Raw genomic sequence first — 17,573 nt, 5'->3', positions numbered from 1 at the left:
TACGGAGCGTGGTCGCGCAGGGGGAGTCCCTCCACCTTTTGCGGGAGACCCCGGAACACCCGGTATTCTGGTTCGCGACCACCCGTGGACGGGTGGCGCGGGGCCTTAGCTCAGTTGGTAGAGCGCTGTCTTTGCATGGCAGATGTCAGGGGTTCGACTCCCCTAGGCTCCACAACGGGAACCCCGCCTGACCTGTACGTACGTGGTCAGGCGGGGTTCTCTTACGTGCGGGGCGGACGGCCGGCGGGCCCGCCCACGGCGGCGTCAGGAGCTCTGCCCGGGGTGGGGGCCGTGGCCCGCGGGGTCCCGGGGACGCGGGACGGGTACGGCCGCACGGGACGAGCTGCTCGCCGTGACGGCGGGCCTGGGCTCCGGACGGTGGGCTGCCGGACGGCGGGGCCTGAGGCGGCAGGGCTCCGGGGCTCAGGGCGGCAGGGCTGCGGACCGCACGTGTCCGGACGGCAGGGGTCCGGACCGTCGGGGCGTGGTGGTCCGCGGGGCCCGGACCGTCGGGGCCGCGTTCCGGGGCGGCGCGCCCCCAGGGACGTGGTGCGGTGGGTCGTGGCAGTCGGTCCGGGGCCCGGCGGGGGCTGCCCGGCAGCCGGCCGGTGTCGCGAACGCGATTCGCTCAAGGCGGTGCGGGGCCGGCCGGGCGGGCAGCGACGCAGAACTCCTTTGTCATGGCGAGCCGTGATGCGGTGTCGTTGTCCCTGTTCTTCGTTCCGTCCCTGTGCGTCTTCTTCTCCGTGGGGGTTTCATGCGGTCCGTGTCCGAGCTGGTGCGGGAGTTCCACGAGGCGTTCGGGCTCGCTGCCCGCACCCGTCCCGCCGAGGTGCCGCCCGAGGTGGCGCGGCACCGCCAGGACCTGCTGGAGGAGGAGGTGTCCGAGCTGGGCGAGGCCGCTGCCGCGGGCGGGCTCGTGGAGTTCGCCCACGAGCTCGCCGACGTGGTGTACGTGGCGTACGGCACGGCACTCGTCCACGGGATCGACCTCGATGCCGTCCTCGAAGAGGTGCACCGGGCGAACATGTCGAAGCTCGGCCCCGACGGCCGGCCGTCCCTGCGGTCCGACGGCAAGGTCCTCAAGGGCGACTCGTACCGGGCCCCCGACGTGGCGGCCGTGCTGCGCGCGCAGGGGTGGCCGGAGGAGACGCAGAGCCAGGGCGGCCGGTGAACACTGGGCACTGACAGGTGACGCCGAGAGGATGGATGCGATCAGTGGGAGCAGTGGAAAGGCAGGCCGTCCCGGACCCCGGAGAGCCCGCGGTGCCCGCGGGAGAAGGGGCGATGGCCGGTCTCTTCTGGGTCGACGGGAAGGGGTGCCTGCTCGGTGCCCCGCCGCTCAGGGACGGCACCGGCATCCGGCTGACGGACGCGGGGCTGGAGGTCTTCGGCACGGAGACCGGTTCCTGGGCCTGGGAGCAGGTGGAGCGGGTGACCGTCGTCGACGCTCCCGTCAGGTCGGCCTTCCGGCGGGGCCTGAGTACGGCGCTGAGCTTCGCGACGACAGCGGCGGGCTTCGGCGGCCCCGAGGAGCCGCCGCTGATGACGGTTCGGGTCACGCTGGCAGAAGGGGAGGGCGCGTACGAGGTGCCCTCGGCCGCGTGGCCGGCGTACAGCGAACGGGAGGTGGCGCTGTCGCACCGGCTGCTGGACCGCTTCACTTCCGGGGCGGCGCGCCCGTCCCTGCTGACCGGCTGGTGGCGTGCCTCCGACTGCCCCGTCGCGCTGCGGCCCGCGGAGCGGGAGGCGCTGCTGGAGGAACTGCTGGAGCGCTGGGCCGGCCGGTGAGGCGGGCGCGGCCGACGGGTCCGGCGCCGGGCCTGTACGCCCGTGGCACGTTGCCCTGACGCCCTTTCTGTTGAAGGGGCGTCAGGAGGCCGCCGTGCCGTGCGGAGCGGCCGCTGCGGCGGCGGAGGGGCCGAACGGGTGGTGTTCATCTGAAGATCTGCGTGCTGACGGCGGTGCTGCTCCTGTTCTCGACGTGCGGACACATCATGAGGAAGGTATGCAGATCGCCCAATCCGATGTGTCCGACGTGATGGGAAAGCGAGGAGTCATGGCCGCCGTCATGGTCAAGCAGTTCCGCACCGCAATCGTCTCTCTCCTGCGGGTGCTCCTCGCCCTGTTCGGGCTGCGGCCCTCCCTCGCGGCGGACGGTCGGACCGGGGCGGCCGCGCCGGTGCGTCCGGCCGTTCCCGCCCAGCGCGCGGTGGAGGCGGGCGGTGCGGCGGGCCGGGGACTCGGCGCCGTACGGGCCCGGGCGCTGCCGCCCACGATGAAGCAGCGCATTCGCGCCGAGGCGCACGGGGCCTCCCCGGCGGTACGGCGGCCGGTGGCCGAGCTCGCGGCCTCTGCTCCCCTCACGGCGTGCGCCGGGGCTCCGGCCGCGCCCGCGGGCGCCCACGGTGTCGCCGGCTCGTCCGCGTCGGCCTGCGGCACACGGGGAGTCCCCGCTTCCGCCGGCGCGGCCGCCGCGCCCTTGTCCGGTGGCGCGGCGGCGCTGTAGCGGGCCGTCAGCTGCGGCGGTCGCTGTCGTCGCCGTTCTCGGCGGCTCCCGGCTCGGCTTCCCGACCCGGCGAGGACGGGCCGCTCCCGTCGACGGACGCGAGCGGGGAGCGCTCGGCCACCTCCGTCGGCTCCGGGGGCTCGACCAGCCAGTCGGGGGCGGACTGCCGCTCCCACCACTTCCAGGCGGCCACGGCTCCGCCGAGGACCAGCCCCGCCACGGCGACGCCCTTCGCGGTGCGCCGGGCCTTCGCGCGGCGCTCGTGCTTCCTGACGAGCTTCTTGAGTTCCTTCGCCGTCACCTGTCCGCGCAGCGCGGCGAGGGCGGCGGCGGAGCGGGCCACGGCCTCGTCACGCAGCGGCCCGGCGGCGGCCACCGCATGCTCCACCCGCGGGGCGGCGTACTCCGCGGCATGGCGGGCGGCCAGGCGGGTCTGGTGTACGGCGCGGTGTGCGGCATCGTCGAGTTTCGGGGGTACGTGCGGTGCGACGAGGACCGCGTACTGGGCGCGGGCCTGCCGACCGGCCTGGTGGGCGGCCTTCGAGACCTTGGGCGCCATCTTGACGCGTGCCTCGTGCGCGTACAGCGCGGCCTGCTCCCTGGCCGCGCCGGCGTAGGGCGCCACCACGTCCGCGGCGTGCAGCACGCTGTCCTTCGCCGTACCGGTCGCGGCGCGCACGCCGTCCATACGGGTCACGGGATCCTCCTCTTCAGTGGCGGGCTCCTCGGTGGCGAGGTCGGGCGATTCTTCGCCTATCCACCCTTTTCGAAATCATGCCTCCCGGTCCGGAGGTCGGCATGCGGGGCGGGCATCCGGGGCAACGGCCCCACCGGACGTGCGAGGATCGGTACGACAGACAAGACCCAAGGAAGGCACACCGTGGCCGAGCAGCTTTACGCCACCCTGAAGACCAACCACGGCGACATCGAGATCCGGCTCTTCCCGGACCACGCGCCGACGACGGTCAAGAACTTCGTGGAGCTCGCCAAGGGCGAGCGCGAGTGGACGAACCCGGCGACGGGCCAGCGCACCACGGACCCGCTGTACGACGGCACGGTCTTCCACCGTGTCATCAGCGGCTTCATGATCCAGGGCGGTGACCCCCTGGGCAACGGCACGGGCGGCCCGGGGTACGAGTTCAAGGACGAGTTCCACCCGGACCTCGCCTTCACGAAGCCGTACCTGCTGGCCATGGCCAACGCCGGTCCGGGCACCAACGGCTCGCAGTTCTTCATCACCGTCGCGCCGACGACCTGGCTCACCGGCAAGCACACCATCTTCGGTGAGGTCACCACGGAGGCGGGCAAGAAGGTCGTGGACGCCATCGCGACCGCCCAGACCAACCCGCGCACCGACCGTCCGGTGCAGGACGTGGTCATCGAGTCCGTGGTGGTCGAGTCCCGCCAGGGCTGAGCCCGCAGGAGCCGGGTTTCCCCGCGGGAACCTTTTCGCCCCGCCCGTCCGTAAGGAAGGGCGGGGCGTTGGCACGTACCACGACGAGGGGATCCCCATGGAGCAGGACCAGGCGCCGAACGGGTTGTCCAGTTGCTACCGCCACCCCGGGGTGGAGACCGGCATCCGCTGCACCCGGTGCGAGCGGCCCATCTGCCCGGACTGCATGGTCGAGGCGTCGGTGGGGTTCCAGTGCCCGGAGTGCGTGCGCGGGGGCTCCGGGACGGGGCGCGCGCGGGACGCGAGCCGTCCGAGGAACCTCGTGGGCGGCGCCGTCACGGCCGGGGACCCGCATCTGGTCACCAAGGTCCTCATCGGGATCAACCTGCTGGTATTCCTCGCCGGCTGGGTCGTCGACGGGCTCGTGGACGAGCTGACACTGGTCGGCTACGCCTTCGACCCGGCTCTCGGCCGGGTGGTCGGGGTCGCCGACGGCGAGTGGTACCGCCTGGTGACGTCGATGTTCCTGCACGAGGCGCCCTGGCACATCGGCCTGAACATGCTGCTCGTGTGGGTGCTGGGCGGCCCGCTGGAGGCCGCCTTCGGCCGGGTCCGCTATCTGGCGCTCTACCTGCTGTCCGGCCTCGCGGGCAGTGCGCTCACGTACCTGCTGGCCGCACCGAACGCGGGCGCGCTGGGTGCCTCGGGCGCAGGCTTCGGACTGATGGGCGCGACGTTCGTGGTGATGCGCCGGCTGAACCACGACCTGCGGCCGGTTCTGGCGCTGATCGGTCTGAACGTGCTGGTGACCATCGTCTTCCGCGACTCGATCGCCTGGGAGGCCCACCTCGGCGGGCTGGTCGCCGGTGCGGTCGTCGCCTTCGGCATGGTGCGTGCGCCCCGCAGGGGGCGTTCCGCCGTGCAGGCCGGCGTCTGTGCGCTGGTGCTGCTGGCGTCGGCCGTGATCGTCGTTCTGCGGACTGCCTCGCTCACCTGAGCGTCCGCTATCCCCAACGTGAACGAACTTGTCCACAGTAGGTGACAATTCGGCCGCGTTCTGTCCGGGAGGGCGCTGCCCCTAGCCGCTGACCTGCGGCGTTGCACTCTGCGGACGGTGAGAGATGTGACCGGCGGAGCCCCTGTGGGCCCCGCCGCGGTCACATCGGCGTCAACCTCATGGGAGTTATCCACAGATCGTCTGACCTTTTCCACGGCTGTGTACAACGCTGTGGATAACCCGGGGGAGGGCTTGACTCGGCAACCCTCCACCCGCTACGCGGCCGGGTGGGTCACTTCCACTGGGTGGAGACGGCGAAGCCGCCGGCGATGAAGCCGAAGCCCACCACGATGTTCCAGTTGCCGAGCGACTCGACCGGCAGGGTGCCGTCGGTGACGTAGAAGACGACGATCCAGGCCAGCCCGATCGCGAAGAGCGCCAGCATCACGGGGGCGACCCAGCTGCGGTTCGTCAGCTTGATCGCGGTCGCCTGCTTGGCGGCGGGCGGCGGCGTGTAGTCGGCCTTCTTGCGGATCCGTGACTTCGGCACGAGGGACTCTCCTGTCGATGCGCTGCGTGACCGCGCAGGAACGTTGGCTGCTGGCTGGTACCGGGGCGCGGAGCGAGGGGGCACCGTCGTCCCGCCCGGGCGTCCGTTAGCGTAGTGCTTCTGCGACGCCTAAGGAGATAAGGGTACGTTGAGCAATTCCGCCGACTCTCCCCGAGAGCCGGCCCGGCGCGGACGATGGCGGCCGGTCCGGCTGCTCACCGCTGCCGTCTTCGCCCTTGCGGGCCTGCTCTTCGTCACCAGCTTCAACACCGCCAAGGGCACCAACATCCGCACGGACGACTCCCTGCTGCGCCTCTCCGACCTGGTACGCGAGCGCAACGACAGGAACGCCGAGCTGGAGGAGTCCACCGCGGCCGTCCGCTCCGAGGTCGGTGCCCTCGCCCGCCGGGACGCCGGGGCGAGCCAGGACGACGCCGCACGGCTCGGCGCCCTGGAGAAGGCCGCCGGCACCACCGAGGTGTCGGGCCGGGCCCTCACGATCACGCTCAACGACGCCCCGCCGGACGCCCGCGCCGCTCCCGGCTACCCGGAGCCCCGCGCCGACGACCTCGTCATCCACCAGCAGGACCTCCAAGCCGTGGTGAACGCGCTGTGGGCGGGCGGAGCCGAGGGCATCCAGGTCATGGACCAGCGGCTGATCTCCACCAGCGCGGTGCGGTGCGTCGGCAACACCCTGCTCCTCCAGGGCCGGGTCTACTCGCCGCCCTACAAGGTCACCGCCGTCGGCGACGTCCGGGCCCTGCGCAAGGCGCTCGACGCGTCCCCCGCGATCCAGAACTACCTGCTGTACGTGAAGGCGTACGGCCTCGGCTGGAAGGTCGACGAGCGCGGTGCCACGACGCTGCCCGGCTACTCGGGCACGCTCGACCTGCACTACGCCAGCCCCGCCGCCCCGTGACCGCCCGGGACCCGGCGGCGTAGGTCACAGGCTTTCCACAGGTTCCCCAAGAGGAGGGGAACGGGCCGTACTCTGGTGCGGTATCGAACGGAAGGGACAGCAGACGTCATGTACGGCTGGATCTGGCGGCATCTCCCGGGCAACGCATGGGTGCGCGGCGCCCTCTCGCTCCTGCTCGCCCTCGGGGTCGTCTACCTGCTCTTCCAGTACGTGTTCCCCTGGGCGGAGCCTCTGCTTCCGTTCAACGATGTGACGGTGGACGGTCAGCAGTGAGCGCGCGCATCCTCGTCGTCGACAACTACGACAGCTTCGTCTTCAACCTGGTCCAGTACCTCTACCAGCTCGGCGCCGAATGCGAGGTCCGCCGGAACGACGAGGTGGAGCCGGGGCACGTACAGGACGGCTTCGACGGCGTCCTGCTCTCCCCCGGGCCCGGCTCGCCCGAACAGGCCGGGGTGTGCGTCGAGATGGTGCGGCACTGCGCCGCCACGGGCGTCCCGGTCTTCGGCGTCTGCCTGGGCATGCAGTCGATGGCCGTCGCGTACGGCGGTGTCGTCGACCGCGCCCCGGAGCTGCTGCACGGCAAGACCTCGCTGGTGCTCCACGAGGGCGGAGGGGTCTTCGCCGGACTCCCGTCCCCGTTCACCGCGACCCGGTACCACTCCCTCGCCGCCGAACCGGAGGCGCTGCCCGACGTCCTCGAGGTCACCGCGCGCACCGAGGACGGCATCATCATGGGACTGCGGCACCGCGAACACGCCGTGGAGGGCGTGCAGTTCCACCCGGAGTCGGTCCTCACCGAGCACGGGCACCTGATGCTCGCCAACTGGCTGGAGCGTTGCGGCGACACCGGGGCGGTCGGCCGCTCCGCCGGCCTGGCTCCGGTGGTGGGCAAGGCCGCCGCGTGACCACCGCGCGCCCGGAGCACGATCCGGCGGGGGACCGGGGCGGGCAGGAAGGCGGGCAGCACGGCTCTCCCTGGTTCCGGACGCCGAACCTCCCGGAGCCGCCCCGGGAGCCGTACGAGGGCGCCGGCGGGCACGCCGGCCACCAGGTGCCGCAGCAGCCCCACCAGCCGTACGCGTCGTACGGGACCTCCCCGGACGCGGCGTCGTACGGGCCGTACCCCGAGGGCCGGTCGCAGCCCGACGCATACGGTGAACAGCCGCAGCACCAGCCGTACGCGCCCGGACCGGCCGCCTACGCACCGCAGGCGCCGTACGTGCCCCACCCGACCGCCCCCGCCGCGGGCATCCCGGGCGACCCGTACGCCCCACCCGGCTCCGACCCGCACACGGCGGCCACCCAGGACGCGTACGGGACCCCCGCCGCCTACGCCCCCGAGACGCCCCCCGACCACGGTGGCCCGGCAACGGACCACGGCGGCACCACTCAGAGCCGCGACCGCGACGCCGCCACCGCGCCCCGCGGTCATGGCGACACCGTCGCCATCCCGGTCGTGGAGGAGCCGCACACAGCGGACAGCGAAGCCGCCGGCGGCCCCGCGGGCGGGGGCATCGGTGCCGTGCCCGTCGGGGGCCGGGCCGAGCGGCGTCGGGCCGCCAAGGGACGGGGACGCCGTCGGGGCGCAGCCGGCCCCGCCACCCCGCCTCCTCCCACCGCGGCCTCATCCACGGCCGCAGGCGCCCCCATGACGCGGATGGAGGCGCGCAGGGCCGCACGGGCCGCGAAGGAGAGCTTCGCCGTCATCGCCAGCCGGGCCGTCGGGGAGATCTTCATCACCTTCGGCGTGCTCATGCTGCTGTTCGTCGTCTACCAGCTGGTGTGGACGAACGTGCAGGCCGGCATGGAGGTCGACGAGGCGAAGAGCCGGATCACGGAGGACTGGGCGAAGGGGGGCAGTGACGCGCCCAAGGCCTTCGAGGCAGGAGAGGGCTTCGCGATCCTGCACATCCCCAAGCTGGACGTGGCGGTTCCGGGCGCCGAGGGCATCGACAAGGAGAAGGTGCTCGAAAAGGGCCTGGTCGGCCACTACGCCGAAGGCGCCCTGAAGACCGCCATGCCCGCCGACAAGGAAGGCAACTTCGCGGTCGCCGGGCACCGCAACACCCACGGTGAGCCGTTCCGCTACATCAACCAGCTCAAGCCCGGCGACCCCATCGTCGTGGAGACCCGGGACACGTACTACGTCTACGAGATGGCCAGCATCCTGCCGCAGACCCCGCCCTCGAACATCTCGGTGCTGAAGCCGATCCCCGACGGATCCGGCTTCAAGGAGCCCGGCCGGTACATCACGCTGACCACCTGCACCCCGGAGTTCACCAGTACGTACCGCATGATCGTGTGGGGCAAGATGGTCGAGGAACGGCCCCGGGCAGAGGGCGAACCGAAGGCCCTCACCGGCTGACGGAGACGGGGCCCGGCGACATCTCAAGACGGGAAGAAGTAGTGGCAGCACGTGTGCGCGGCCGGATCGCCGCCGCCATCAGCGTCTTCGGCGAACTGCTGATCACCGCAGGCGTGCTGATGGGCCTGTTCGTCGTCTACTCGCTGTGGTGGACGAACGTCCTCGCCGACCGCGAAGCCGGCCGGCAGAGCGACGCGGTACGGGAGCTCTGGTCGGCGGCCGACACGGGCCCCGGCGCGCTGGACACCAAGGACGGCATCGGGTTCCTGCACGTCCCGGCGATGGACAACGGCGAGGTGCTGGTCAAGAAGGGCACCGGCGAGGACGTCCTCAACAACGGTGTCGCCGGCTACTACACCGACCCGATCAAGTCGGCGCTGCCCCAGGACGCGCAGGGCAACTTCACGCTGGCCGCCCACCGGGACGGCCACGGGGCGAAGTTCCACAACATCGACAAGCTGAAGTTCGGCGACTCGATCGTCTTCGAGACCAAGGACACCTGGTACGTCTACAAGGTCTACAAGACGCTCCCGGAGACCTCGAAGTACAACGTCGAGGTGCTGGAGCCGATCCCGAGGCAGTCGGGGAAGACCAAGCCGGGCCGCTACATCACGCTGACGACCTGCACCCCCGTCCTCACGTCCGAGCACCGCTACATCGTGTGGGGTGAGCTGGAGCGCACCGAGAAGGTCGACAAGGACCGGACGAGGCCGGCGGAGCTGCGGTAGGCGAGGCCGCCCCGGAGGCTGCCCACGGCCCCCTGCCGCCGCTGGGGCGCCCGCGCGGGAAGGCGTTGTGACGGCCGGGCTGCCTCAGGCGGGAGTGACACGGACGGATCCCGGGTCTCGGGCCGGGCCACCACGGACGCAGGTGTTCCGGGACCGGGACGCGGGGAGCCGGCGGCGTGCCGGCTCCCCGCGTCAGGTGGGCGACGACGCCCGGAGCCGCTCCGGAGACGGGGATCCCAGGGGGGCGGGGGCCTGGGCCTGCCAAGGGCCCCCGGGAAGAGGACCGGAGCCGGGCGGCCCGCCGCCCGGGCGGGCCCGGTCAGTGCGGCTCGGTGCCCCATGAGGGAGGCCCGGAACCCCTGCGGGTTCCGGGCCTCCCTCATGCCGTGGCGAGCCGCTGTGTCACTCCGGCTCGGCCGGAAGCACCGCGCCCTGCTCACCGAAGCCGAACCAGCCGCCCTGGTCGTCGTTGCCGTTGTCCCCGGTGTCGTTGTCGCCGCCACCACCGGGGTTGCCGCCGCCGAAGGCCCGGGTCTTGACGTTGATCGTCGAGTTGGGGTCGACCTGCTTGCCGGGCTTGGGGTCCTGGGCGACCACGAAGGCCGTCCCGTCGTTCGGACCGTCGACGACCGCCAGCTGGAAGCCCTGCGCCGCTGCCTCCTGCTGTGCCTGGGCCAGCGGCTTCCCGGTCAGGGTCGGTGCGGGGACCTTCTGCTGCTGCGGGCCCTTGGAGACCTTCAGCGTGATCGCGGAGCCCTTGGGGGCCTGCTGGCCCTCGCCCGGCGACTGGTCGACGACTTCGCCCGCCGGCTTGTCCGAGTCGACCTCCTCGCGCAGGACGCGGAACTCCAGGCCCTCCAGCTGCGCCTTGGCCGACTCGTACGGCTTACCGATCACGCGGGGCACGTCCACCTTCGCCTGGGTGGCGATGGTGATCGTGACCTCGCTGCCCTTCTCGGCCTCGGTGAGGCCCTCGGGCTTCTGGCGGATGACCGTGCCCTCGGCCTTGTCGGACTCCTCGGTCTCGACCGTGACCTTGAAGCCCTCGTTCTTGAGGTTGCTGGTCGCCAGCTCCTCGCTCTGCTGGAGCACGCTGGGGATCTTGACCAGCGGGGCGCCCTCGGAGAGCCAGACCGTGATCTCGCCGTTCTCCGCGATCTTGCCGTCGGCCTCCGGCTGCTGGCGGCAGATGGCGTCCTTGGGCTGGTCGCAGCGCTCGGTGCCCCCCTGCTTCACCTTGACGGTGGCGTTGACCGCGGACTTCCCGGCCTCCTCCAGGGTCTGCCCGACCAGGTTGGGGACGATGACCTCGCGCGGGCCGTCCTCGGTGTCGAAGATCGCGCGGCCGATGAGGACCGCGCCGACGAGGACGAGGACGCCCGCGAGGGCCAGCAGCGCGGTGGAGACGTTGGACTTCTTCTGGGGCTGGCGGCGCCGCCCGGCGCCCCGGTCGTCGTAGCCGTAGCCGCCGTCGTCCGGGTTCATCGGCGGCAGCATCGAGGTCTGCCCTGCCGGGTCCGCGGGGTGCATCGCGGTGGTCGGCGCGTCGGGGTGCGGGTAGCCGTAGCCGCCGGGCGCGCCCATGGCGCCCATCGCCGCTGTCGCGGCCACCGGCTGGCGGCCCTCCAGGCACGCCTCGATGTCGGCGCGCATCTCGTCGGCCGACTGGTAGCGGTAGTCCGGGTCCTTGACCAGGGCCTTCAACACGATCGCGTCCATCTCGGGCGTGATCTCGGGGTCGAAGACGCTGGGCGCCTGCGGTTCCTCCCGCACGTGCTGGTAGGCGACGGCCACCGGCGAGTCGCCGATGAACGGAGGCCGGACGGTCAGCAGCTCGTACAGCAGGCAGCCGGTGGAGTACAGGTCGGAGCGGGCGTCGACGGTCTCGCCCTTCGCCTGCTCGGGGGAGAGGTACTGGGCGGTGCCGATGACGGCCGCGGTCTGCGTCATGGTCATGCCGGCGTCGCCCATGGCGCGGGCGATGCCGAAGTCCATGACCTTGACCTGGCCGGTGCGGGTCAGCATGACGTTCGCCGGCTTGATGTCGCGGTGGACGATGCCGGCGCGGTGCGAGTACTCCAGTGCCTGGAGGATGCCGACGGTCATCTCCAGCGTGCGCTCGGGCAGCAGCTTGCGCCCGGAGTGCAGCAGCTCGCGGAGGGTGGAGCCGTCGACGTACTCCATCACGATGCACGGGATGGAGACCCCGTCGACGTAGTCCTCGCCGGTGTCGTAGACGGCGACGATCGCGGGGTGGTTGAGCGAGGCGGCGGACTGGGCCTCACGGCGGAACCGGGCCTGGAAGGACGGGTCACGGGCCAGGTCCGCCCGCAGCGTCTTCACGGCGACGGTGCGGCCGAGCCTGGTGTCGTGGGCGAGGTAGACCTCGGCCATGCCACCACGGCCGAGCACCGAGCCCAGCTCGTACCGGCCGCCGAGGCGACGCGGCTCTTCCATAACTGTTCCAGCCCTCTCCGTCAGTCCCGACCGCACCCGTCTGTGTGGTCCGGCGGTGTGCTGTTCGGGCAAAGGCTACCGGGCACGGCAAGCCGATCAGGCCGTGACCGGAAGCTGATACGGGACCGGTACACAGGCACCGCGCACATCACACAGGCCACACGCGTCACCTCCGGCTGTCGAGGACCGCCTTCATCACATCGCGGGCGATCGGCGCGGCGAGGCCGCCGCCGCTGATGTCGTCGCGGGTGGCGTCGGAGTCCTCGACGATGACGGCGACGGCGACGGGGGAGCCGCTGTCGGTCTTGGCGTAGGAGATGAACCAGGCGTAGGGCCGCGCCTTGTTCTTCTCGCCGTGCTGGGCGGTGCCCGTCTTGCCGCCGACCTGGACGCCGGAGATGCGGGCCTTCTGGCCCGTGCCCTGCTCGACCGTGACTTCCATCATCTTCTGGACGAGCTGCGCGGTCTCCGCGGACATCGGCCGGCTCATCTCCTCGGGCTCGAACTTCTCGATCGGATCGAGGTTCGGCGCCATGATCGAGTCGACCATGTACGGCTTCATCAGCTTGCCGTCGTTGGCGATGGCCGCGGTGACCATGGCCATCTGGAGCGGCGTGGTCGCGGTGTTGAACTGGCCGATCGCGGACTGGGCGTTGCCGCCGCGGTCCATGTTCTTGTCGTACACCGAGGCGACGGCGCGGACCGGGGTGAAGAGCTCCGAGTTGAAACCGAACTTCTCGGACATCTCGACCATCTTGTCGCGGCCGACCTCGTCACCGAGCTTCGCGAAGACGGAGTTGCAGGACCACTGCATCGCATACTGCAGGGTGGCGTTCTCGCAGCCCTGGGCGTGGTTCTTCATGGGCGTCCGGGACAGCGGGATGATGTACGGCTCGGGGGTGTCCGTCGGCGCGTTGATGTCCTTGACGATGCCCGCCTCTATCGCCGCGGCCGCCGTGACCACCTTGAACGTGGACCCCGGCGGGTAGATCTCGCGCAGCGGCCGGTTCTGGAAGGGCTTGTCGGGGTCGTCCTGGATCGCGTTCCACGCCTTGCCGTCGGCGTTCGAACGCCCCGCGATGCTGCCCGGGTCGTACGAGGGCGTGGAGGCCAGCGCCAGGATCTTCCCGGTCTGCGGGTCGATGGCGGCGACCGCGCCCTTCTTGTCGCCGAGCCCCTCGAACGCGGCCTTCTGCGCGGCGGCGTTGAGCGTGGTGACGACGTTGCCGCCCTTCTTCGTCTCGCCGGTGAACATGCTGAGGGTGCGGTCGAAGAACAGCCGGTCGTCGTTGCCGGTGAGGATCGGGTCGTAGATCTTCTCCAGCTTGTCGGAGCCGAAGACCGACGACGCGTAACCGGTGACCGGCGCCCACAGGGGGCCGTCGACGTAGGTGCGCCGGTACTTGAACATCGAGTCGTCGCTCTCGGCGGAGCCGGTGATCGGCTTGTCGCCGACGATGATGTCGCCGCGCGGGTAGCTGTACCGCTCGATGGCGGTCCGCTGGTTCTTCGGGTGCGAGTTCAGCTCGTCGCTGCGGACGAACTGGAGCCAGTTGTCCCGCAGCAGCAGCGCGAGCACCAGCAGGCCGCAGAAGATGGCGATGTGGCGCAGGGGCTTGTTCACTGTCGGACCACCTGGGTCTTCTCGGCGTCGGGGTTCGGGGCGGGGGCCGGGGCCGGGCGGCGCGCGGTGTCGCTGATGCGCAGCAGGATCGCGATGAGCGCCCAGTTCGCGATGACGGAGGAGCCACCGTACGCGAGGAACGGCATGGTCATACCGGTCAGCGGGATGAGGCCCATCACACCGCCGGCCACCACGAAGACCTGGAGGGCGAAGGCGCCTGACAGCCCGCACGCCAGGAGCTTGCCGAACGGGTCGCGGGCCGCCAGCGCGGTGCGCAGACCCCGCTCGATGATCAGGCCGTACAGGAGGATGAAGGCCATGGCGCCGGCCAGACCGAGCTCCTCCCCGACGGTGGCGAAGATGAAGTCCGAGTTGGCGGCGAACCGGATCAGGTCGGAGTTGCCCTGGCCGAGGCCGGTGCCGATGGTGCCGCCCGCGCCGAACGACATGTGCACCTGCGTCATCTGGTCGCAGGCCCAGGCCATGTTCGTGTTCGGGGGCGCCGTCTCCAGGCACTCGAAGGGGTCGAGCCACGCCGCCACGCGGGACTGCACGTGCCCGGCGAACGAGCCGACGGCGACCGCGCCGCCCACGGCCATCAGCAGACCCATCACGATCCAGCTGGTCCGCTCGGTCGCCACGTACAGCATGATGACGAACAGGCCGAAGAACAGCAGTGACGTGCCGAGGTCGTTCTCGAAGACCAGGATGACCAGGCTGAGCGCCCAGATGGTGAGGATCGGACCGAGGTCGCGGCCGCGAGGCAGGTACAGCCCCATGAAGCGGCGGCTTGCCAGGGCGAGCGCGTCGCGCTTCACCATCAGGTAGCCGGAGAAGAACACCGCCAGCACGATCTTGGCGAACTCTCCGGGCTGGACCGAGAACCCGGCGATGTTGATCCAGATCTTGGCGCCGAAGCTGTCCGTGCCCAGCCCGGGGACCAGCGGCAGCAGCAGGAGGACGATCGCCACCATCATCGAGATGTACGTGTAGCGCTGGAGCACCCTGTGGTCCTTGAGGAACAGCAGCACCACCAGGAAGAACGCCACACCGATCGCCGAGTACATGAGCTGCTTCGGCGCGTCCGGGGTGAACGTCTTGTACATGCTCTGGATCCGCGGCGACTGGTCCAGCCGCCAGATCAGCACCAGGCCCAGCCCGTTGAGCAGGGTCGCGAGCGGCAGCAGCAGCGGGTCCGCGTACCGGGCGAACTTCCGCACCAGCAGGTGCGCGATGCCGGCGAGCAGGCCGAGGCCGACACCGTATCCGAGCATGCCGGTCGGGACCTCGCCGTCGATGGCGAGGCCGACGTTCAGGTACGCGAAGACCGGGATGGCGACGGCGAACGCCAGCAGCAGCAACTCGGTGTTGCGGCGGCTCGGTGCGTCGATCGCGCCGATGGTGGTCGTGTTGGTGACAACGCTCATGGTGGTGAGAAGGCCCCCCTACGGGTGCTTACTGCTTGCCGCAGTTCGAGGCCGCCCGCTTCTCCTCCTCCGTGAGGGTGGGACCCGGGGCGGGGGTGGGCGTGGTCGTGGTGGCGGCGCCGGGCTTGGCGTCGGACGTGCCGTCGGGCTGCTCCCCCGTGGCCGGGGACGCGGACGTGGAGGGGGACGGCGACGCGGAGGCGGCGGGGGCGGAGGCTGCCGACCGCTCTGCGGCCTCGCGGGCCTGCTCGCTCTTGCGGCAGGCGCTGGCCTGGACGCCCAGCTCTCTGATCTTGGCCTCGGCCCTGGCGAGGTTGCCGCCGGCGATCGTCTCCTCGACCTGCTGCTGGTAGTAGGTCGGGAGGTACTTGAGTTCGATGTCGGGGTGGTCCTTCTCCACCTCGGACAGCGAGATCCACGCCAGCTTCTGGCTGATGCCCCGGTAGAGGGCGACGTGCCCGTTGTTCGCCCCGACGTAGTACTGGGTCTGGGTCCAGCGCCAGCCGGCGTACCCGCCCGCGCCGAGCAGGCCCAGCACGAGCACCATCAGGAAGATCCTTTTGAACCAGCCGCCCTTGCGGCGCGGCTTGGCGAGATCCTCGTCGCGGTACGCCCGCCGGCCGCCCTCCGGCGGCATGCCGGAGTAGTCGATGTCCTGACCGCTCCCGGGCGGGCCGAAGCCGCCGGCGGGGGTCTGCGGGGCGGGGCGCCCGAGCCCGGAGGCGCGGCCCGCGGGGGTCTGCATGGCGCCGCCGTCGTTCAGCTGCTGCTGGTTCTCGGCGACCGCGCCGACCACGACCGGTGCGTCGTGCAGCTGCCCGGCCAGGGTGTCGCCGCCGTCGACGTCGAGGACGTCCGCGATGATCACCGTGATGTTGTCGGGCCCACCGCCGCGCAGGGCCAGCTGGATGAGCTCCTGGACGGTTTCCTGCGGGCCCTGGTAGCTGGCGAGGGTCTCCTCCAGCGTCTGGTGGGAGACGACGCCGGACAGGCCGTCGGAACAGACGAGATAGCGGTCGCCGGCACGGACCTCGCGGATGGAGAGGTCGGGCTCGACGTGGTCGCCGCTGCCCAGGGCGCGCATGAGGAGGGAGCGCTGAGGATGGGTGGTGGCCTCCTCCTCGGTGATGCGCCCCTCGTCGACGAGCCGCTGCACCCAGGTGTGGTCCTGGGTGATCTGCGTGAGGACGCCGTCGCGCAGCAGATACGCGCGGGAGTCGCCGACGTGCACGAGACCGAGGCGCTGGCCGGTCCACAGGAGGGCCGTCAGCGTGGTGCCCATGCCCTCCAGCTGCGGGTCCTCCTCGACCATCATCCGGAGCTGGTCGTTGGCCCGCTGCACCGCCGTACCGAGCGACGTGAGGATGTCCGAGCCGGGGATGTCGTCGTCGAGCGTGACCAGGGTGGAGATCACCTCGGAGGAGGCGACTTCGCCGGCGGCCTGGCCGCCCATGCCGTCGGCGATCGCGAGGAGCCGCGGTCCGGCGTAACCGGAGTCCTCGTTGCCCTCGCGGATCATGCCCTTGTGCGACCCGGCGGCGAAGCGCAGTGACAGACTCATGCGCACCTCACCCGTCGGCTCGGGGTACAGCCGGTCTCGTCGAGCCACACTGCCCACCCTCCGGTCGGGAGCCCTGCCCGGTCCGCGCGGACCGCTGCGGCTCGCTCGCTCCGCTCACGCCTCTTCATGATGTAGCACTACTTCCGCAGCTCGATGACGGTCTTGCCGATGCGGATCGGCGCGCCCAGCGGAACGGGGGTCGGCGTGGTGAGTCGGCTCCGGTCGAGGTACGTGCCGTTCGTGGACCCGAGGTCCTCGACGATCCACTGGCCGTCACGGTCGGGGTAGATCCTGGCATGCCGGCTGGAGGCGTAGTCGTCGTCCAGCACGATCGTCGAGTCGTGCGCGCGGCCCAGAGTGATCGTCTGGCCCTGGAGGGCGACCGTGGTGCCGGTGAGCGTGCCCTCGGAGACGACCAGCTTCGTGGGGGCTCCGCGGCGCTGCCGCTGCTGCGGGGGCGCGCTCTGGCGGCCCGACGCCTGTGGGCGGGCGCTCTCGCGGCGCGCGCCGCGCTGTGTGACCCGCGTGCCGAACAGGTCGCTGCGGATGACCTGGACGGCCACGATGACGAACAGCCACAGTACGGCGAGGAAACCCAACCGCATGACCGTGAGGGTCAGCTCTGACATTGCCCCCGCTTCACCCTTCGGCTTGCCGGAAAATGATGGTGGTGCTGCCCACGATGATCCGCGAGCCGTCGCGGAGCGTAGCGCGGGTGGTCTGCTGCCCGTCCACCACGATGCCGTTGGTGGAGCCGAGATCCTGGATCGTCGAGGGCGTTCCGGTCCGGATCTCGCAGTGCCTGCGGGACACGCCGGGATCGTCGATCCGCACGTCGGCGTCGGTGCTGCGGCCCAGGACCAGCGTCGGGCGGGAGATCTGGTGGCGGGTGCCGTTGATCTCGATCCAACGCCGTACCTGGCCGGCGCCCGCGGTGTGGCCGGGGGCGCCCGGCGGCCGGTGCGGTGAGACGGCTCCGGGACGCCCGCCGCCTGCCGCGGAGCCGGGCGGCGGTGCGGCGGGCATCGGCGGGGCGCCGG

General features: G+C 71.4%; 18 protein-coding genes and 1 tRNA gene. 11 read left to right on the top strand and 8 right to left on the bottom strand.

All coding sequences use genetic code 11. From position 1 onward, the window contains the following. Positions 1-99 precede the first annotated feature (99 nt). The 4 genes from BJP40_RS24965 (at position 100) to BJP40_RS24950 (ending at position 2,509) form a co-directional block, all read left to right on the top strand. Positions 100-172: transfer RNA gene (locus BJP40_RS24965), tRNA-Ala, on the top strand. Between the two features lie 585 nt (positions 173-757). Further along, positions 758-1,174, top strand: a complete 417-nt coding sequence (locus BJP40_RS24960) for a hypothetical protein (protein ID WP_071282539.1) — start codon at positions 758-760, stop codon at positions 1,172-1,174. A gap of 113 nt (positions 1,175-1,287) precedes the next feature. After that, complete coding sequence (locus BJP40_RS24955; RefSeq protein ID WP_071282538.1) at positions 1,288-1,791, top strand: hypothetical protein; 504 nt, start codon at positions 1,288-1,290, stop codon at positions 1,789-1,791. Positions 1,792-2,008: 217 nt separating this feature from the next. Further along, entirely contained in the window at positions 2,009-2,509 is a 501-nt protein-coding gene (locus BJP40_RS24950; RefSeq protein ID WP_143066026.1) for a DUF6344 domain-containing protein, read from the top strand. 7 nt (positions 2,510-2,516) lie between these two features. Here BJP40_RS24950 and BJP40_RS24945 read toward each other — a convergent pair whose 3' ends face one another. Then, complete coding sequence (locus BJP40_RS24945; protein WP_071282534.1) at positions 2,517-3,206, bottom strand: DUF5324 family protein; 690 nt, start codon at positions 3,204-3,206, stop codon at positions 2,517-2,519. 183 nt (positions 3,207-3,389) lie between these two features. Between BJP40_RS24945 and BJP40_RS24940 the strand changes: the two genes are divergently transcribed. Then, the gene (locus BJP40_RS24940; protein WP_071268638.1) at positions 3,390-3,923 is read left to right on the top strand and encodes a peptidylprolyl isomerase; all 534 of its coding nucleotides are present in this window, start codon (positions 3,390-3,392) and stop codon (positions 3,921-3,923) included. Positions 3,924-4,020: 97 nt separating this feature from the next. After that, complete coding sequence (locus BJP40_RS24935) at positions 4,021-4,899, top strand: rhomboid family intramembrane serine protease (RefSeq protein ID WP_071282532.1); 879 nt, start codon at positions 4,021-4,023, stop codon at positions 4,897-4,899. Between the two features lie 292 nt (positions 4,900-5,191). Here BJP40_RS24935 and crgA read toward each other — a convergent pair whose 3' ends face one another. Beyond that, positions 5,192-5,449 (bottom strand): cell division protein CrgA, encoded by a 258-nt coding sequence (crgA, locus tag BJP40_RS24930; protein WP_071268636.1) that lies wholly within the window; start codon positions 5,447-5,449, stop codon positions 5,192-5,194. 148 nt (positions 5,450-5,597) lie between these two features. Here crgA and BJP40_RS24925 point away from each other — a divergent pair, with 148 nt between their 5' ends. The 5 genes from BJP40_RS24925 (at position 5,598) to BJP40_RS24910 (ending at position 9,464) form a co-directional block, all read left to right on the top strand. Continuing rightward, entirely contained in the window at positions 5,598-6,368 is a 771-nt protein-coding gene (locus BJP40_RS24925) for a DUF881 domain-containing protein (RefSeq protein WP_071282530.1), read from the top strand. 108 nt (positions 6,369-6,476) lie between these two features. After that, entirely contained in the window at positions 6,477-6,641 is a 165-nt protein-coding gene (locus BJP40_RS33270; protein WP_107407975.1) for a hypothetical protein, read from the top strand. After that, a complete protein-coding gene (locus BJP40_RS24920) occupies positions 6,638-7,276 on the top strand; it encodes an aminodeoxychorismate/anthranilate synthase component II (protein WP_071282528.1) in 639 nt (212 codons plus the stop codon). Before BJP40_RS33270 ends, BJP40_RS24920 begins: the two co-directional genes overlap by 4 nt. Next, positions 7,273-8,736 carry a class E sortase gene (locus BJP40_RS32290; protein WP_226962558.1) on the top strand — a complete coding sequence of 488 codons (1,464 nt, stop codon included), beginning with the start codon at positions 7,273-7,275 and terminating at the stop codon, positions 8,734-8,736. Before BJP40_RS24920 ends, BJP40_RS32290 begins: the two co-directional genes overlap by 4 nt. Positions 8,737-8,756: 20 nt before the next feature. After that, positions 8,757-9,464 carry a class E sortase gene (locus BJP40_RS24910; RefSeq protein ID WP_371258694.1) on the top strand — a complete coding sequence of 236 codons (708 nt, stop codon included), beginning with the start codon at positions 8,757-8,759 and terminating at the stop codon, positions 9,462-9,464. Between the two features lie 402 nt (positions 9,465-9,866). Here BJP40_RS24910 and pknB read toward each other — a convergent pair whose 3' ends face one another. The 6 genes from pknB to BJP40_RS24880 all read right to left on the bottom strand — a co-directional run. Continuing rightward, on the bottom strand, positions 9,867-11,921 hold the full coding sequence (pknB, locus tag BJP40_RS24905) for a Stk1 family PASTA domain-containing Ser/Thr kinase (RefSeq protein ID WP_071282526.1): 2,055 nt from the start codon (positions 11,919-11,921) through the stop codon (positions 9,867-9,869). A 166-nt stretch (positions 11,922-12,087) separates the two neighbouring features. Beyond that, the gene (locus BJP40_RS24900) at positions 12,088-13,545 is read right to left on the bottom strand and encodes a penicillin-binding protein 2 (RefSeq protein ID WP_071282525.1); all 1,458 of its coding nucleotides are present in this window, start codon (positions 13,543-13,545) and stop codon (positions 12,088-12,090) included. Next, the gene (locus BJP40_RS24895) at positions 13,542-14,972 is read right to left on the bottom strand and encodes an FtsW/RodA/SpoVE family cell cycle protein (RefSeq protein ID WP_071282523.1); all 1,431 of its coding nucleotides are present in this window, start codon (positions 14,970-14,972) and stop codon (positions 13,542-13,544) included. The genes BJP40_RS24900 and BJP40_RS24895 overlap by 4 nt, the downstream gene beginning before the upstream one ends. Before the next feature lie 28 nt (positions 14,973-15,000). After that, positions 15,001-16,533: a Stp1/IreP family PP2C-type Ser/Thr phosphatase gene (locus BJP40_RS24890; protein WP_071282521.1), complete on the bottom strand. Its 1,533-nt coding sequence runs from the start codon at positions 16,531-16,533 to the stop codon at positions 15,001-15,003. A 137-nt stretch (positions 16,534-16,670) separates the two neighbouring features. Next, on the bottom strand, positions 16,671-17,162 hold the full coding sequence (locus BJP40_RS24885) for an FHA domain-containing protein (protein WP_071282520.1): 492 nt from the start codon (positions 17,160-17,162) through the stop codon (positions 16,671-16,673). Between the two features lie 10 nt (positions 17,163-17,172). Next, a partial coding sequence (locus tag BJP40_RS24880) for an FHA domain-containing protein (protein WP_143066025.1) occupies positions 17,173-17,573 on the bottom strand: 401 nt, incomplete at its 5' end.

The sequence above is a fragment of the Streptomyces sp. CC53 genome (assembly GCF_001865245.1).
Classification (GTDB): Bacteria; Actinomycetota; Actinomycetes; order Streptomycetales; family Streptomycetaceae; genus Streptomyces.
Note: the sequence above shows the minus strand (reverse complement) of the source record. Positions and strands in the feature narration are given on the sequence as shown.

Bases quoted from the DNA above. Each gene is read 5' to 3' on its own strand.
- BJP40_RS24960 (WP_071282539.1), top strand. From the start codon at position 758: ATGCGGTCCGTGTCCGAGCTGGTGCGGGAGTTCCACGAGGCGTTCGGG.
- BJP40_RS24955 (WP_071282538.1), top strand. From the start codon at position 1,288: ATGGCCGGTCTCTTCTGGGTCGACGGGAAGGGGTGCCTGCTCGGTGCC.
- BJP40_RS24950 (WP_143066026.1), top strand. From the start codon at position 2,009: ATGCAGATCGCCCAATCCGATGTGTCCGACGTGATGGGAAAGCGAGGA.
- BJP40_RS24935 (WP_071282532.1), top strand. From the start codon at position 4,021: ATGGAGCAGGACCAGGCGCCGAACGGGTTGTCCAGTTGCTACCGCCAC.
- BJP40_RS33270 (WP_107407975.1), top strand. From the start codon at position 6,477: ATGTACGGCTGGATCTGGCGGCATCTCCCGGGCAACGCATGGGTGCGC.
- pknB (WP_071282526.1), bottom strand. From the start codon at position 11,921: ATGGAAGAGCCGCGTCGCCTCGGCGGCCGGTACGAGCTGGGCTCGGTG.
- BJP40_RS24895 (WP_071282523.1), bottom strand. From the start codon at position 14,972: ATGAGCGTTGTCACCAACACGACCACCATCGGCGCGATCGACGCACCG.
- BJP40_RS24890 (WP_071282521.1), bottom strand. From the start codon at position 16,533: ATGAGTCTGTCACTGCGCTTCGCCGCCGGGTCGCACAAGGGCATGATC.
- BJP40_RS24885 (WP_071282520.1), bottom strand. From the start codon at position 17,162: ATGTCAGAGCTGACCCTCACGGTCATGCGGTTGGGTTTCCTCGCCGTA.